Source organism: Acidovorax kalamii (assembly GCF_002245625.1).
GTDB lineage: Bacteria > Pseudomonadota > Gammaproteobacteria > Burkholderiales > Burkholderiaceae_C > Acidovorax > Acidovorax kalamii.
This window is the reverse complement of sequence record NZ_NOIG01000011.1, coordinates 506,296-520,338: the sequence shown is the minus strand read 5'-3', so window position 1 is coordinate 520,338 and position 14,043 is coordinate 506,296. Positions and strand designations below refer to the sequence as shown.

General features: G+C 65.3%; 14 protein-coding genes. 11 read left to right on the top strand and 3 right to left on the bottom strand.

From position 1 onward, the window contains the following. Positions 1 to 64: 64 nt before the first annotated feature. The 4 genes from CBY09_RS19215 to CBY09_RS23910 all read left to right on the top strand — a co-directional run bounded on the left by CBY09_RS19215 (position 65) and on the right by CBY09_RS23910 (position 4,256). Positions 65 to 1,426, top strand: coding sequence for a sensor domain-containing protein (locus CBY09_RS19215; RefSeq protein WP_094291147.1), 1,362 nt, complete (start codon positions 65 to 67; stop codon positions 1,424 to 1,426). Positions 1,427 to 1,535: 109 nt separating this feature from the next. After that, positions 1,536 to 2,003, top strand: a complete 468-nt coding sequence (locus tag CBY09_RS19210; protein ID WP_094291146.1) for a CopD family protein — start codon at positions 1,536 to 1,538, stop codon at positions 2,001 to 2,003. Positions 2,004 to 2,127: 124 nt separating this feature from the next. Further along, positions 2,128 to 3,984, top strand: coding sequence for an ABC transporter ATP-binding protein (locus CBY09_RS19205; protein ID WP_094291145.1), 1,857 nt, complete (start codon positions 2,128 to 2,130; stop codon positions 3,982 to 3,984). A 44-nt stretch (positions 3,985 to 4,028) separates the two neighbouring features. Then, positions 4,029 to 4,256, top strand: a complete 228-nt coding sequence (locus CBY09_RS23910; RefSeq protein WP_165773941.1) for a hypothetical protein — start codon at positions 4,029 to 4,031, stop codon at positions 4,254 to 4,256. A 110-nt stretch (positions 4,257 to 4,366) separates the two neighbouring features. Here CBY09_RS23910 and CBY09_RS19200 read toward each other — a convergent pair whose 3' ends face one another. Then, entirely contained in the window at positions 4,367 to 5,206 is an 840-nt protein-coding gene (locus tag CBY09_RS19200) for a hypothetical protein (protein WP_133066309.1), read from the bottom strand. 821 nt (positions 5,207 to 6,027) lie between these two features. Between CBY09_RS19200 and CBY09_RS19195 the strand changes: the two genes are divergently transcribed. The 4 genes from CBY09_RS19195 to CBY09_RS19180 all read left to right on the top strand — a co-directional run bounded on the left by CBY09_RS19195 (position 6,028) and on the right by CBY09_RS19180 (position 8,680). Next, complete coding sequence (locus CBY09_RS19195) at positions 6,028 to 6,357, top strand: EthD family reductase (protein ID WP_094291143.1); 330 nt, start codon at positions 6,028 to 6,030, stop codon at positions 6,355 to 6,357. 99 nt (positions 6,358 to 6,456) lie between these two features. After that, a complete protein-coding gene (locus tag CBY09_RS19190; protein WP_063460338.1) occupies positions 6,457 to 6,834 on the top strand; it encodes a Fur family transcriptional regulator in 378 nt (125 codons plus the stop codon). Between the two features lie 299 nt (positions 6,835 to 7,133). Then, positions 7,134 to 7,295: a hypothetical protein gene (locus tag CBY09_RS23905; RefSeq protein ID WP_165773940.1), complete on the top strand. Its 162-nt coding sequence runs from the start codon at positions 7,134 to 7,136 to the stop codon at positions 7,293 to 7,295. Positions 7,296 to 7,411: 116 nt separating this feature from the next. Next, a complete protein-coding gene (locus tag CBY09_RS19180; RefSeq protein ID WP_094291141.1) occupies positions 7,412 to 8,680 on the top strand; it encodes a hypothetical protein in 1,269 nt (422 codons plus the stop codon). A gap of 122 nt (positions 8,681 to 8,802) precedes the next feature. Here the strand turns inward: CBY09_RS19180 and CBY09_RS19175 are convergent, their stop codons facing one another. Further along, a complete protein-coding gene (locus CBY09_RS19175; RefSeq protein ID WP_094291140.1) occupies positions 8,803 to 10,779 on the bottom strand; it encodes a tetratricopeptide repeat protein in 1,977 nt (658 codons plus the stop codon). Between the two features lie 266 nt (positions 10,780 to 11,045). On the opposite strand from CBY09_RS19175, the gene CBY09_RS19170 reads away from it, so the two are divergent. Continuing rightward, positions 11,046 to 11,315, top strand: coding sequence for a helix-turn-helix domain-containing protein (locus CBY09_RS19170; protein ID WP_240515781.1), 270 nt, complete (start codon positions 11,046 to 11,048; stop codon positions 11,313 to 11,315). Between the two features lie 93 nt (positions 11,316 to 11,408). Here CBY09_RS19170 and CBY09_RS19165 read toward each other — a convergent pair whose 3' ends face one another. Next, positions 11,409 to 12,401 carry a Bug family tripartite tricarboxylate transporter substrate binding protein gene (locus CBY09_RS19165; RefSeq protein WP_094291243.1) on the bottom strand — a complete coding sequence of 331 codons (993 nt, stop codon included), beginning with the start codon at positions 12,399 to 12,401 and terminating at the stop codon, positions 11,409 to 11,411. Positions 12,402 to 12,804: 403 nt separating this feature from the next. Here CBY09_RS19165 and CBY09_RS19160 point away from each other — a divergent pair, with 403 nt between their 5' ends. Together CBY09_RS19160 and CBY09_RS24165 are read left to right on the top strand one after the other, a co-directional pair. Then, positions 12,805 to 13,776 (top strand): Bug family tripartite tricarboxylate transporter substrate binding protein, encoded by a 972-nt coding sequence (locus CBY09_RS19160; protein WP_094291138.1) that lies wholly within the window; start codon positions 12,805 to 12,807, stop codon positions 13,774 to 13,776. Between the two features lie 46 nt (positions 13,777 to 13,822). Then, positions 13,823 to 14,043: dihydrodipicolinate synthase family protein (locus CBY09_RS24165; protein WP_240515780.1), on the top strand; the 221-nt coding region annotated here is incomplete at its 3' end.

Sequence of the window (14,043 nt, the reverse complement as noted above, 5' to 3'; positions counted from 1 at the left end):
CGACGACAACCGCAGTGTGCGCGGCACAATGGGCTTCCACTCCTGCACCTTGCGCGCGCCGCCCATGCACAGCATTCCTTCTTTGAACGTGGTGGACCTGATGCTCGATGCCGTCTGCCTCGTCAACGTGGACAGCACCATTGTTTTTGTCAGCCCCGCGTTCGAGCGCATATTTGGCTACCTGCCTGAAGAAGTGGTGGGCAAGCGCATGCTGGACATGGTGCACCCCGATGACCTCGCCATTACCCAGCGCCAGGCCAAAAGCGTGACCGAAGGCAACCTGCAGCTGCAGTTCGAGAACCGCTACGTTCGCAAGGACGGCACCATTGCCCACATCCGCTGGACGGCGCGCTGGCTGCCCGAGCAGCAGATGCGGCTGGCCGTGGCGCACGACATCACCGAGCGCCGGCTCACCGAGTCCATGCAGGCCGTGATCTACGCGATCTCCGAGGCCGCCCACACCACACAGAACCTGCAGGCGCTGTTCCAGCACATTCACCAGATCATCGGGCGGTTGCTGCCCGCCACCAACTTTGCGGTGGCGCTGTACGATGCACAGGCCGATGCGCTGAGCTTCCCCTACCACGTCAACGAATCACTGCCTGCCCCGCCCCCCATGGCGCTGGCACAGGACGCGCTGTGTGCCGAGGTCATCCACAACGGCTGCACCCTGCTGCTGACCCCCGAGAACCGCACCGCCCACCCACCACCCGCCCCACAGCAGCGCCCGCCGCTGTACTGGCTGGGCGTGCCCCTGCAAACCCAGAAAGGCGCGATTGGCGCGCTGGTGCTGCAAAGCTACACCGAACAGGGCCGCTACACCGACAAGGACAAGGACCTGCTGCAGTTCGTATCCACCCAAGTGGCCGCCGCCATCGAGCGCAAGCAGATGCACGAACGCCTGGAGCACATGGCGCAGTACGACCAGCTCACCCACCTGCCCAACCGCCAGCTGTTTCTGGACCGCCTCAAGACCGCCCTGGCCCGCGCCCGGCGCGACCAGCGCCTGCTGTCGCTGCTGTTCATCGACCTGGACCGGTTCAAGGAGGTCAACGACACCCTGGGCCACGCCATGGGCGACCTGCTGCTGCAGCGGGTGGCGCAGCGCCTGCTCGAATGCGTGCGCGGCTCCGACACCGTGGCACGCCTCGGGGGCGACGAGTTTGTGGTGCTGCTCGAAAGCGGCCTGGCCCGCGACCACGCCACCACCGTGGCCGACAAGATCCTGTCGGCCTTCACCCAGCCGTTCGACCTGGAGGGCATTCGCCTGAACATCCAGCCCAGCATTGGCGTGGCGATCTACCCCGAACACGGGGGCGAAGAACACCACCTGCTGGGCCACGCTGACGAGGCGATGTACCTGTCAAAGAAAAGCGGCGGCAACCAGGTGCGCGTGGCACAGCAGACCGAGGCCCAGGCCCTCTGACCCAGGCCCTCCGGCAGGCAGGGCCAAGCCCCCCTGCAGCGGGCATTCGCTGCACAATCCGGGCCGCAGCAAGCCCTGCGGCCCGCCCCTCCCCACCAGGTTCCCCCCCATGCTCTACAACGCCCTCAAGCTCGCCCATGTCCTGTCCATCATCGTGTGGATCGGTGGCATGGTGTTTGCCCATTTCTTTCTGCGCCCGGCGGCACAGTCGCTGGAGCCGCCGCAGCGCCTGCGGTTGATGCACGACGTGCTGCAGCGTTTTCTGGGTGCTGTCACCGTGGCGGTGGTGGTGGTGCTGGTCAGCGGGCTGTGGATGATCGGCAACGTCGCGCGGCAGGCCGCGCAGTCAGGCGGCAGCTTTGCCATGCCGCTGGACTGGACCGTCATGGCCACGCTGGGCCTCCTGATGATGGCCATCTTCGGCCACATCCGTTTTGCGCTCTTTCGCCGCCTGCAGCGGGCGGTGGCAGCGTCCGACTGGCCCGCTGGCGGTCAGGCCATGGCGGCCATCCGCCAGTGGGTGGCGGTGAACCTGGGCCTGGGCGTGGCCATTGTGGTTATCACCCTGCTGCTGTAACCCATGGCAACACATTGCGCAGGCCGCCAGCCACAGTGCACCTACTTCAGGCGCGGACAACTCACTGCTGACATACCTTGGTCCTGCAGCTCCTCTACCATCGGGTAACGAGGAGCCTTGCTACGTGTTCAAGTATTTCGAAAGCCGCCTTCCCCCTTATCCCCCCGCCGAACCCCATCTGCCCCCGAAGGACTTCATGGCCTTTGTGTGGGACTGCACCCGTGGCCTGCGCGGCTACGTGGTGGCCATGGCGGTGCTGTCTGCGGCCATTGCCGTGTTCGAGGCCCTGCTGTTCGCCGTGCTCGGCCATGTGGTGGACTGGTTGTCCACCGTGGCGCCGCACACCCTGTGGGCTGAGCGCAAGGGCTCCATCCTGGGCATCGTGGCGCTGCTGATGGGCACACTGGTGCTGGTGGCCTGGCAGACCAGCCTCAAGCACCAGGTTCTGGCCATCAACTTCCCGCTGCGCCTGCGCTGGAACTTCCACCGTCTGATGCTGGGCCAGAGCATGGCCTTTTATGCCGACGAGTTTGCGGGCCGCATCACCACCAAGATCATGCAGACGGCGCTGGCGGTGCGCGACATGATCTTCACCACCACCGATGTGGTGATCGGGATGGGCATCTACCTCGTCACCATCCTTGTGCTGCTCGCGGGCTTCGATGCGCGGCTGATCGCGCCGTTTGCGCTCTGGATCGTGGCCTATGGGCTGGCCTGCTGGTACTTTGTGCCGCGCCTGGGCAAGGTGGGCAAGGCGCAGGCCGACGCGCGCTCGGTGATGACCGGGCGCATCACCGACGCCTACACCAACATTGCCACCGTCAAGCTGTTCTCGCACACGCGGCGCGAGTCCGAGTTTGCGCGCGCAGCCATGGATGCGTTCAAGCTCACGGGCTACGCGCAGATGCGGCTGGTGAGCCTGTTCGAGATCGTGAACCAGGCGCTGGTGGTGGCCATGATCCTGGGTGCCTGCGGCACGGCGCTGTGGCTCTGGACACTGGGCGAGGTGGGCGCTGGCGCCGTGGCCGCTGTCATCGCCATGACGCTGCGTGTGTCGGGCCACGCCCACTGGGTGATGTGGGAGATGACCACGCTGTTCGAAAGCGTGGGTACCATCCAGGACGGCATCAACACACTGACCAAACCCCGCACCGTGGTGGATGCACCCGATGCGCAGCCGCTGCAAGTCACGCGGGGCGAAGTGCGCTTCGAGAACGTGAGCTTTGCCTACGAGAACCAGGGAGCTGCATCCGGCAAAGGCCGCCCGGTCATCGATGCGCTGCAGCTCACCATCCGCCCGGGCGAAAAGATCGGTCTCATTGGCCGCTCCGGTGCCGGCAAATCCACCCTGGTGAACCTGCTGCTGCGCTTTCACGACGTGCACGCGGGCCGCGTGCTCATCGACGGGCAGGACATTGCCCATGTCACGCAGGACAGCCTGCGCCGCAACATCGGCATGGTCACGCAAGACACGTCGCTGCTGCACCGCTCCATGCGCGACAACATCCTCTATGGCCGCCCGGATGCCACGGAAGAGGACATGCACGCTGCAGCCCGTCGCGCCGAGGCCGCCGAGTTCATCGAAACGCTGAGCGACCTGCACGGCCGCACCGGCTACGACGCCCAGGTGGGCGAGCGCGGCGTGAAGCTCTCGGGCGGCCAGCGCCAGCGCGTGGCCATTGCGCGCGTGATGCTGAAAGACGCGCCCATCCTGCTACTGGACGAAGCCACCAGCGCGCTCGACTCCGAGGTCGAGGCCGCCATCCAGCAGAGCCTGGACAGCCTGATGGAAGGCAAAACCGTGATCGCCATCGCGCACCGACTGTCCACCATCGCGGCCATGGACCGGCTCATCGTGCTGGATGCAGGCCGCATCGTGGAGGAAGGCACCCACGCGCAGCTGCTGGCCCAGGGCGGCGTGTATGCGCGGCTGTGGGGGCATCAAAGCGGCGGGTTCCTGGGCGAGTCGGACGAAGACTAAGGGTCTGTTTGCGATCTCGCAGGGGATCACGTTGGAGCGCCATCGTGACGGACGTGGACGCTTCGGATGCGCTGCATGGGCTCATATGTCCATGCAAGCAGCCGGGGCGCCAAAGCTTCGAGTTGACCGGCCCGATTTCGCTTCGACCCTGCGGGCAGTGGTCTTTGCGGGTGGTCTGCGGCGTTGCAGCGTTGGTGGATATCAGAGCGATCTGTCGGGAGCTTTCGGCCCGCTTCTATGATGCTGAAGCTCGCGAATTCATCGAGATTTGAGTTTCGCTTTTCGGCCAAAAGCGCTCTGTGCGGCACACGAAAGCGGACGCTCAACGTTTGACTTAGGCGGCCTGCCTGAGGCGGGTCCGCTTGATGGGCATGGTTGGGCGTCACCCGAGGGTGTCGTCGAGCGACTTGTGGGAAGCCTTCAGATCGTGAATTCGCTCTTCAAGGGAATCGTCTTGGGCACGAATGGCATCCAAACGCTGAAGGAGAAAGTCCTCTCGAACTACCTCAATAACCGTCGTTTTCCGACTGTCGCCATCGTGCCAATTGAACTCCAAGCGCGCGATTTGAACTTCCTGCAATAGAACGGTTCCCTCTGGAGAGAACTTCGCTGTCAACAGTTGGCCGCTGACTACCAACATAGGGTGCCAAACGAAAAGTCGCCAATACTTTCCAGTCTCGTTTTCTGTCCATGCTTCAAATTCGGCGACTTGGTCTTCCGTGTACTCCGCGGCCTTGAGAAGCGACGAGTAAATATCGTCCGGATGACTAGCCATTAACTCTTCTTTGCCGCTCTTCTTGCTCAGGGCACAGAACTGCGAGAAGAGGTTGTTCCAATCCGCGCCCTTCTCATCGTAGATGTGAATTTCATTAAGGAACGGGCACGGGTTAGGGCTCGTACCAAACTTTACATAGCTCTCAAAATCTGCGTTTGGAGACGACGGCCGCTCCGTGAGAAGAACTATCGGGAAGCGGTTGTTGACAGCCTCAATCACGAAGGTCGTCTTGACGCACACGCCTCGACGAAATGATCCTGAGGCGCTCTCGGCCGTCATGTCGATCTCTCGCGCCTTACCTGTTCGAGGGTCCTTGTGAGACACATTGGGTTCAACGAAAAAGTCGGCGGCGGTGAGGAGGCGAACGAGTCGGGACTCCATAAGGTAGCCCGATCGTTCGAGTGCGTCGCGTACAGCGTCGAGTGGAATAGGGGGTTCTGCGTACATGGATGCCTTTGACGCCTAACGTGATGTATCCCGCAAACCCTGCGGGAGAAACCGGAGCGTGCGGAATATGCTGGACACTGATGGCTTCTGGAGCTGGCTTGCAGCATGGTTAGCAAGGGGTGACCTGTTCAATCGTCCATGTACAGAAATTCCGTGAAACCCGGCACGCCTCAACTCGGCAAACTATAGCTTGCCGTAGGCAGACACCGAGATTTCCAATAGCAGCATGCAGCAAGTCAAAGACAGCTTACGGGTGGCGCTTCTGAATGGCGGCTCAGGGCCCAAAGCAGACCCCCGAGAAATGGCTCGTTAGCACTCAATCAACTCTGCTTGATTGCTTCATTTCGCCGCGAGGTCGCCACTTCATAAGCCCCCCAGAGCGTGAGCACTAAGCCTATCAAACCGAAGCCGACTGCGACCCCGTGGGCGCCCAAGTGTGAGTACATAAACTCTTTCAGCCAACCCCATCTACCCGTAAAAGGCCTCGTGGACGGCTGGATGTATTCGTGCCAGCTCAACAACACCACACACACGCCCAATCCAACCTCTGTCCAGCCTCGCTCCCTGACACTGAAGGGGCGCCGTAGGTGCTTGCTTACAAGATCGTTGTCAACACTCATCTAGTCCTTTCCTAGGTGGCCGCTCCTGGCCGCTTGCGGCAACTGACGGAGGATACCTGCTGCGGGCGTTCATGGTGCCGGGCTGACCGGTCACCATCACCGGAACATGCACCTGGGTGACAGGCTGTCGCCCAGGCGGCTGTGCAGCGGCTGCGGTGTCCTTACGGTCGAGGCTTTCAACGACCGGATGGAAACCCACCCATGATCAAAGTCACCGCCGTATACCGCTGGCGCGAAGGCGCCACCTTCAACCACGACTACTACCACAGCGAGCACATGCGCATCGCCCGTGCGGCGCTGCAGCCGCTGGGCCTGGTGCGGCTGGAGAGCGACCGCGTGCTCTACCCTGGCGAGCCCCGCCCGGGCCAGGTGGTGGCGCTGACCAATGCCTTCTTCAGCGACTTGAAACAGGCCCAGACAGCAGCCAAGCAGACGATGGCCGAACTGGCGGCTGACATCCCCAACTACACCAACATCCAGCCGGAGTCTTACTTCGCGCAAATGCTGCCGCACGAAGTGCCGGGCGCTTAACGCCGCCCTTTTAGTGCAAATGCGGAACCGGGTGGCCTCAGCCGCCCGGATTTAGTTGATAATTCATTCTCATTAAACACCACCCCACAGCAAACCTCCATGGAACGATTCACCCGGCAACGCACAGCGATCTATGCCGTGGTCGCTGGCGCGCAGCGCCCGCTATCGCCCCAGGAGATCCTGGAAACCGCCCAGGTGTCGGTGGAGGGGCTGGGTTTGGCCACGGTCTACCGCAACCTCAAGGCGCTGCTGGAAGACGGCGCCATCGAAGTGGTGCAACTGCCCGGCGAGAGCCCACGCTACGAGCCCGCAGGCCAGTCGCACCACCACCACTTCCAGTGCACGCAGTGCGCGCGTGTTTTTGATGTGCATGCCTGCCCGGGCGACTTGAAGGGGCTGGCGCCACAGGGATTCCAGGTGCAGCGCCATGAATTGACGCTCTACGGCCTGTGTGCGGATTGCGCGCAGGCAGCATGAGCGCGAGGGCCGTCGCATTGCCCCGCCCCCAGGCGGGGCTACCCCAGTGGCTGGCCACAGCGCTGCTGTGCGCGTGGTGCGCCTTGTGTATCTTGTTTACCCAGACACTTGGGCTGGTGCACGGCATCGCCCATGGCCCGGTCCACGGGGATGTTGGCACGCAGGCCACACAGTCTGTTGGGGCCCACGCTGAAGCGCCCCACCAAGCCCACCCTGGGCATGCCGCTGGCAATGCGCAGGTCGCGCCGGGAGCGTTGGAAACCCTCTTCTCCCAGCACGAAGACGCTGAAGACTGCCGCTTGTTCGACGCCCTGGGCCAGCAGCCGGGCGCCGCAATGGCCGGGCCTGTGCCCCCGCCCGCAGTGCCCCCGTGCATGCAACGGCTGCGGCGCCTGGAAGGCGCTTTTGTGGCGCGCTGGGCCACGCTGTTTGACGCGCGCGGGCCGCCCTTGTCTCACTGAACCTCTCGGTAAACCACCTGCGACCGGCGGGCATGCGCAAGCACGCATGTCCCCCTGCGCCAATGCGCCCACACACCCTTATCGGGCCGCATCGACCTATTCAGTGAGAAAGAACCATGAAACATTCATCCCTTCAGGGCGGCCTGGCGCTGTCCCTCGTTCTGGCCTTGACCGCGTGCGGCGGTGGTAGCAGCGGCAGCAGCAGTGATGGTCCCCACCAGGACACACGCATCGACACCGCAGGCCGCCTGGCCATGGCCGAAGACGCGGCCACCGCACTGCGCATCTTTGACCTGGACAGCAGCGCCGTGGTGGCCAACATCCCTCTGGCCAACCCGCCGTCTGCCGTGTATGCCAGCCCCGGTCGGCGCTATGCGCTGGCCTTCCAGCGGCCGCAGGACACGGTGCAGATCGCCGATGCGGGCATCTGGCAGGAAGACCATGGCGACCACCTGCACGACTACAAGGTCACACCCAAGCTGCTGAGCTTCCGCATCACCGGCCCGCAGCCCACCCACTACGACGACCGCGCGGGCCAGGCCAGCATCTTCATGGACGGCCGTGCACCATCGGCCGTGGCCTCGGCCACCGTCTTCCAGGATGCCGATCTGAGCGCGGGCCGCGTGGGCGCGAGCATCAGCTTTGCGCAGCCCATGCATGGTTTTGCCGAACCCAATGGCAACTTCCTGGTCGCCACCTACCGGGCGCCCGATGCCACCGGCCCCACCCAGGCGGAGATCTACAGCCGCCAGGGCGCGCAGTACACGCTGGTGCGGCGCCTGGATGCGCAGTGCCCCAGCATGCACGGTAGCTTTACCAGCGGCGGCACCACCGTGAGCGGCTGCGCCGACGGCGTGCTGGCCGTGTCACCCCAGGCCACGGGCGCAGCAGCCGCCACCAAGATCGCCACCCCCACGGGCGTGGGCACCATTGCGGGCCACCCCAAGCTGGGGGCGCGATTCATCGGCATTGGCAACGCGGGCACGCCCTCCACCACCCGCTTCTACGACATCGACACGGCGGCAGCCAAGGCCACCCCGGTGGCCATCACCGGCTGGGCCGACGGCCGACTGCGCCGCGCGCACGGGTTTGACCGCGCGGGGCGCACCTTCTTTGTGCTGGACGACACCGGCGCCCTGCATGCGCTGGAGCGAGGGGCAACGGGCTGGGTGGTGAAGAAGACCATCACCGGCGCCATCCCGGCCATGCCCACGGCGGCGCCGTTCCCGGCCTTTGCGGCCAACGAGGCGCGCGACGAGATCTACCTCTCCGACCCCGGCGCGCGCCAGCTGGTGGTCATCAACACCACCACCCTTGAAGTGGCGCGCCGCACTGCGCTGGACTTCCGACCCACCTACCTCGCCTGGCTGGGGATCGCGCGCTAGGAGCGGCTGGCAAAACCCGTCTGGCGTCGTTGCCGCGTCTTGTCGTACTGCTTGTACTGCTTGCGACGCGGCACCCAGCAAGAACCGCTGCGCTGGTGTGTTATCGGCTCCAAGAAGGGGGTCTAGCGTGCGCGAAAGGCCTTGAACAGCAACCCCAGGCACACCGCCATGCCCAGCAACGGGATGGCGGCCAGCAGTGCCACCACGGCGCGCGCCAGGGGCGACCAGTCAAAGTCGCGCGCCGTGCGCCAGGCGCCGAAAGCCGCCACCAGGCCCAAGGCGAACATGCCCATGCGGAAACTCGCGCCGGGCTTGAAGAAGGCGAGGAGCAGCAGCACGCTGGCCACGCCCACCCCCAGGGCCACATGGCCCAGGTGCAGTGAGAAGCCCGAGCCCTGGGTGTCTGCGTCGGTGTCCTCATCCTCGTCATCGTTGCGTGTGCTGCGCGCACGGCTGGGTGCAGGCCGGGGAGCCTGCGGCGCCGCACCACCGGTCCGGCCCCAGTCCGATGCAGACAACCCGGCAGCGGCTGTCGAAGCAACAACTGCCGCCGCGGGCGCCGCGCCCCCTGGCGCCGCCACGGCGGCCGCCAGCCCGCGCTGCTGCAGCACGGCACGCAGACGGCCGGGCTCGCGCAGGGCCACCACCAGCGCCCGCACGGGCCCCTGCTCCTGCGGCTTGATGCCCAGGTCGGCCACCTGCATGGTGGTGCCTCGCGTGTTGGCCAGCATGAACAGCGCCTTGGCCACCTGCACGTCCTTGGGGCCACCCTTGCCGCTTTCAATGAAGGTGCCCAGGTTGTAGGTGGCGTCGGCATGGCCTGCCTCGGCCGCCTGGGCGTACCAGGCGCGCGCCTGGGCCAAATTGACAGGCCCGCCATAGCGGCCATGCTCGTCGTTGGTACCCAGGTGGAAGGCGGCGTGCGGGTCGCCCTCGCGTGCGTACCAGCCGGGCAGGTCGCGCAGGGGGTTGCCGGTCCACACCACAGGCGCTGCTGCCGCAGACCCGTGCGAGGCCGAAGCCATGGGCGCCAGGCTCAGGCCGCCGGGCGATTCCGCCTCTTCCTGGGCCTGCTGCTTTTTCTGCGCCCGCAGGCGTTGCTCTTGCGCGGCGGCGTTCCACTTCGCGGCCTCCTGCATGTCCACCGGCCCGCCCCAACCGCGCTCATGCATCAGGGCGAAAAGGCGTTTGGCGGGCTCGTGATCCCATTCGGCGGCACGCTGGCACCAATAGCGGGCGTTTTCAAAGTTGGGCTGCTCCCAGCCGATCACGGTCTCCAGCGCCTGCAGAAAAGCAGCCACCTCGTGCCCCTGGGCAGCGGCGGGTTGCAGGGCATCGGCCGCTTCGATGCGCTTGCGCGAATACAGCGCCAGCTGCTGGCTGCGGGCCACGGCGTCGTCCACCGCCTTGCGGTCGTTGTCGATGATCTGCAGCAGTTGTTCGCCCGGCGCCGACTTCAGGCGCGCCATCAGCACCTGGATGCGTGCCTGCGCCTCTTCGGGAAAGCGCTGGAAGAACGCCTGGGCATCCTTGCGGGTCTCTGCATCGTGGGCGCCCATCAGCTGCAGCGCGGCCGCCAGATCGAAGTGCCTGCGCTGGCCCATGGTGCCAAAGCGCAGCGCACGGCCCAGGGCATAGAGGGCGTGGGGGTTGCCGCGCGCAGCCCAGCGGCGGTATTCGGCCCAGGCAGTGGCGTCGTCGCCCGCCTTGCGAGCACGCGCCGCACGCTGCACGGGCAGATCGGGCTCTTCGGGCGCATCGCCGTTGCCCAGGTAGTGCACGCCGCTTTGCGGGTCGTACAGGTTCAGGCCCAGGCGCACTGCCTGCTCCCAGCCATCGTCAAACGGAGCGCCCCAATCCGAAGCGCGGGTGTTGATGCCCACGCCCCAGGTGGGGTCGGTCATTTCAGGGCCACCAAGGTAGATGTCCCAGAACCCGGGAGAGCGCTGCTCGACGGCCTGGGCCCAGGCCACGAACTTGGGGTTCATCGGCACCTGGCGGCCCGCCTCTGCGCGCTCGTACTGCGCGTCCGCCTCGGCCTTGGTGGTGGGCCAGGGCCAGTCGGCGGGCTTTTCCCAGATCTGGATGGTGTAGCTCACAGGTCCCTCCTCGGATGCCGCTGGGTGCGCGGCGTGTTGTGGTGTTGTCTTTCGTCAAGCGCGAGCGAATTCTAGGAGCGGCCCCACGCCACGCCCCAGAGGCGCACCCCACCAGTTTGTCCAGTGACGCACCCGCGCCACAGCCGGATGTGGGCACGCAGTTTTGGGTAAAAATGGGCTTCTCCGCCCGTCCACCCTGCCCAAGAAGCTCCTATTTTTATAGCAAACCTATGTCCCAGCCACCACGCCCTGCCCTCGCTCTCGCCATGCCCGTGCCCACTGGCGACCAGCTCAAGGCCGCCCGCACCGCCGCCGGGCTGAGCCAGGCCCAGGCGGCCGAACTCATGGGCTACCCGCTGCAGACCGGCAGCCGGGGCGGCGTGCAGTCGCGCACCTGGCAGGCGCTGGAGAGCATGAGCGACGAGCGCAACATGCAGGGGCCGGTGTTTGCGATGTTTCTGCTGCTGACGGGGCAGCACCCCGACTTTGTGCTGGCGGCGCGCCCGGCGGACGGCGGCGACAGCGCCACCGGCTGACCGGCACACAAACGCTGGCACCATAAAAAAAGCGGAACAGCCCGCAGGCGGTTCCGCAAAGTCTTCACAGGGAGATAAAAAGTACGCGGCGGCTCAGTCCACCTTGATGTTCGCCGCCTTGATCACCTGGGCCCACTTCTCCACCTCGGCCTTCTGGAAGGCGGCGATCTGCGTGGTGTTGAGGTCGGCGGGCTCCATGCCAAAGCCCTTCAGGCGGGTCTGCATGTCGGGCTGGGCCAGGATCTTGCGGATCTCGTCGTGCAGGCGCGAGACGATGGGTGCGGGCGTGGCGGCAGGCACAAAGATGGCCTGCCACGACTGCACCTGGAAGTCGGCCAGGCCGTTCACCCCAGACTCGGCCACGGTGGGCACGTCGGGCATCGAGGCCAGGCGCTTTGGCGAGGTGACGGCAATGGCGCGCAGCTTGCCGCTCTGGATGTGCGGAGCCGCCACTACGGTGGTGTCGAACATCATGTCCACCTGGCCGCTGATCACGTCCTGGATGGCCGGGCCGCTGCCCTTGTAGGGGATGTGCGTGAACTTCACGCCCGACTTGTAGGCCAGCAGCTCCACCGCCAGATGCTGCGAGCTGCCCGTGCCGGCCGACGCCGACGACAACCCGCCCTCCTTCCCCTTGGCCGCCGCGAGCACGTCCTTGAGGGTCTTGTGCGGGCTGTTGGCGGCCACCACCAGCACCACGGGGTTGGTGCCGATCAGCGTCACGGGGCTGAAGGACTTGATGGGGTCATAGCCCAGCTTGGGGTACAGGCTGATGTTGATGGCGTGCGAGCTGACGGTGCCGCCCAGCAGCGTGTAGCCATCGGGCGCCGCGCGTGCAGCGGCCTCCGAGCCCACGCTGCCTGCCGCACCGCCCTTGTTCTCCACCACCACCGTGGTGCCCAGCACGGGCCCCAGCTGCTGGCCGATGAGGCGGCCCAGCGTGTCGGTGGTGCCGCCAGCGGCAAAGGGCACCACGTAGCTGATGGTCTTGCCCGTGGGCCAGGTGCCCTGGGCGGCGGCGGGCAGGCCGATGAAGCCCACCGCAGCGGCAAGGGCCGCCGTGTGGATGAGGTGTCTGCGTTGCATGGTCAAAAGTCTCCTGGTGTGTCAAAGGTGAAGATGCCCCGGTGTTTGTGTTGAAGCTGGCGCCTCTGCTTGCCAGCCCTCTTCAGGGCAAGCCCTGTGGCCCTGCTACCCATGGAAACAGGACGCTCAGCCCGGGTTTGTCTCGGATTTGTGATATGTCGTCGTACAACATGATTCATATTGTGGATCCAAGCTCCACAAACTCCTCAAAGGGATTACCCGCAGTTTTCGGTAGCGCTGGCGCCATTTCTTCAAGGGGTTCAGAGACTTTTATCCGGCGAATTTGCTCCGCATTTACCCTGATTTTTCTGTACACCAGACCACTTTGCGACTCGGTGTCTTGTGTATTTATCGAGCATGTTGTACGATGACTAACAACAACCTGACCTATCGGAGACATTCCATGACCCTAACCCGCCGCGCCGTTCTTCTGGCCTGCACCGCAGCCCTTGCCGCCGCCTCTGCCACGGCCCAGACGGCCGACTGGCCCGCCAAGACCCTGCGCATCGTGGTGCCCTACCCGCCCGGCGGCAGCTCGGACATCATTGCGCGCTCTATCAGCCAGGTGCTGTCCGAGTCGCTCAAGCAAAGCGTGATCGTCGAAAACAAGCCCGGCGCCAACGGCAACCTGGGCGCCGACTTCGTGGCCAAGGCCGAACCCGATGGCTACACCATGCTGCTGTGCGACGTGGGCGCGCTGGCCATCAGCCCCTCGGTCTACACCAAGCTATCGTTCGACCCGTCCAAGGACCTGCGCGGCGTGACCATGCTGGCCTACTCGCCCCACCTGCTGGTGGTGCACCCCTCGGTGCCGGTCAGCAACCTCAAGGAACTGGTCGCCTACTCCAAGAAGAACGACCTGAACTTTGCCGTGACGGCCACAGGCAGCGCCCCCCACCTGGCCGGTGTGGCGCTGGAGCGCGCCAGCGGCGCACGCTGGCAGTACATCCCCTACAAGGGTGGCGTGACCGCCATCCAGGACACCGTGGCGGGCCAGACCCAGGTGCTGATGAACGGCATGCTGGCCACCCTGCCCCAGGTGCAGAACGGCAAGCTCAAGGTACTGGGCGTGTCCAAGTCCACGCGCATGCCGCTGATCGGCAACGTGCCCACCATTGCCGAGCAGGGCATCACCGGTTATGAGTCCGGCACATGGCAAGGCGTGCTGCTGCCACGCGGCACGCCCGAGGCCGTGGTGCAAAAGCTCAACAAGGCCCTCATCACCGCCATCCGCTCGCCTGAGATCCGCTCGCGCCTCGCAGGCCAGGGCGCCGAGGTCGTGACCATGACCCCCGCCGAGCAGGACCAGTTCTTTGCCAAGGAACGCGCGCGCTGGGCCAGCGTGGTCACCGCCGCCAACATCAAGCTGGATTGAGCCCCTGCTCCCGCATCCCCATTTCCTCTTATCGCCCCGCACTGACATGACCCCTCAAGACCTCAAAACCATCATGGGCTCCGGCCTGCTGTCGTTCCCCATCACGGACTTTGACGCGCAGGGCAACTTCCGCCCCAAGACCTATATCGAGCGCCTGGAGTGGCTCGCCCCCTACGGCGCCAGTGCCCTGTTTGCCGCCGGTGGCACGGGGGAGTACTTCTCGCTCTCGGGCCCCGAGTACAGCGAAGTCATCAAGACCGCCGTAGA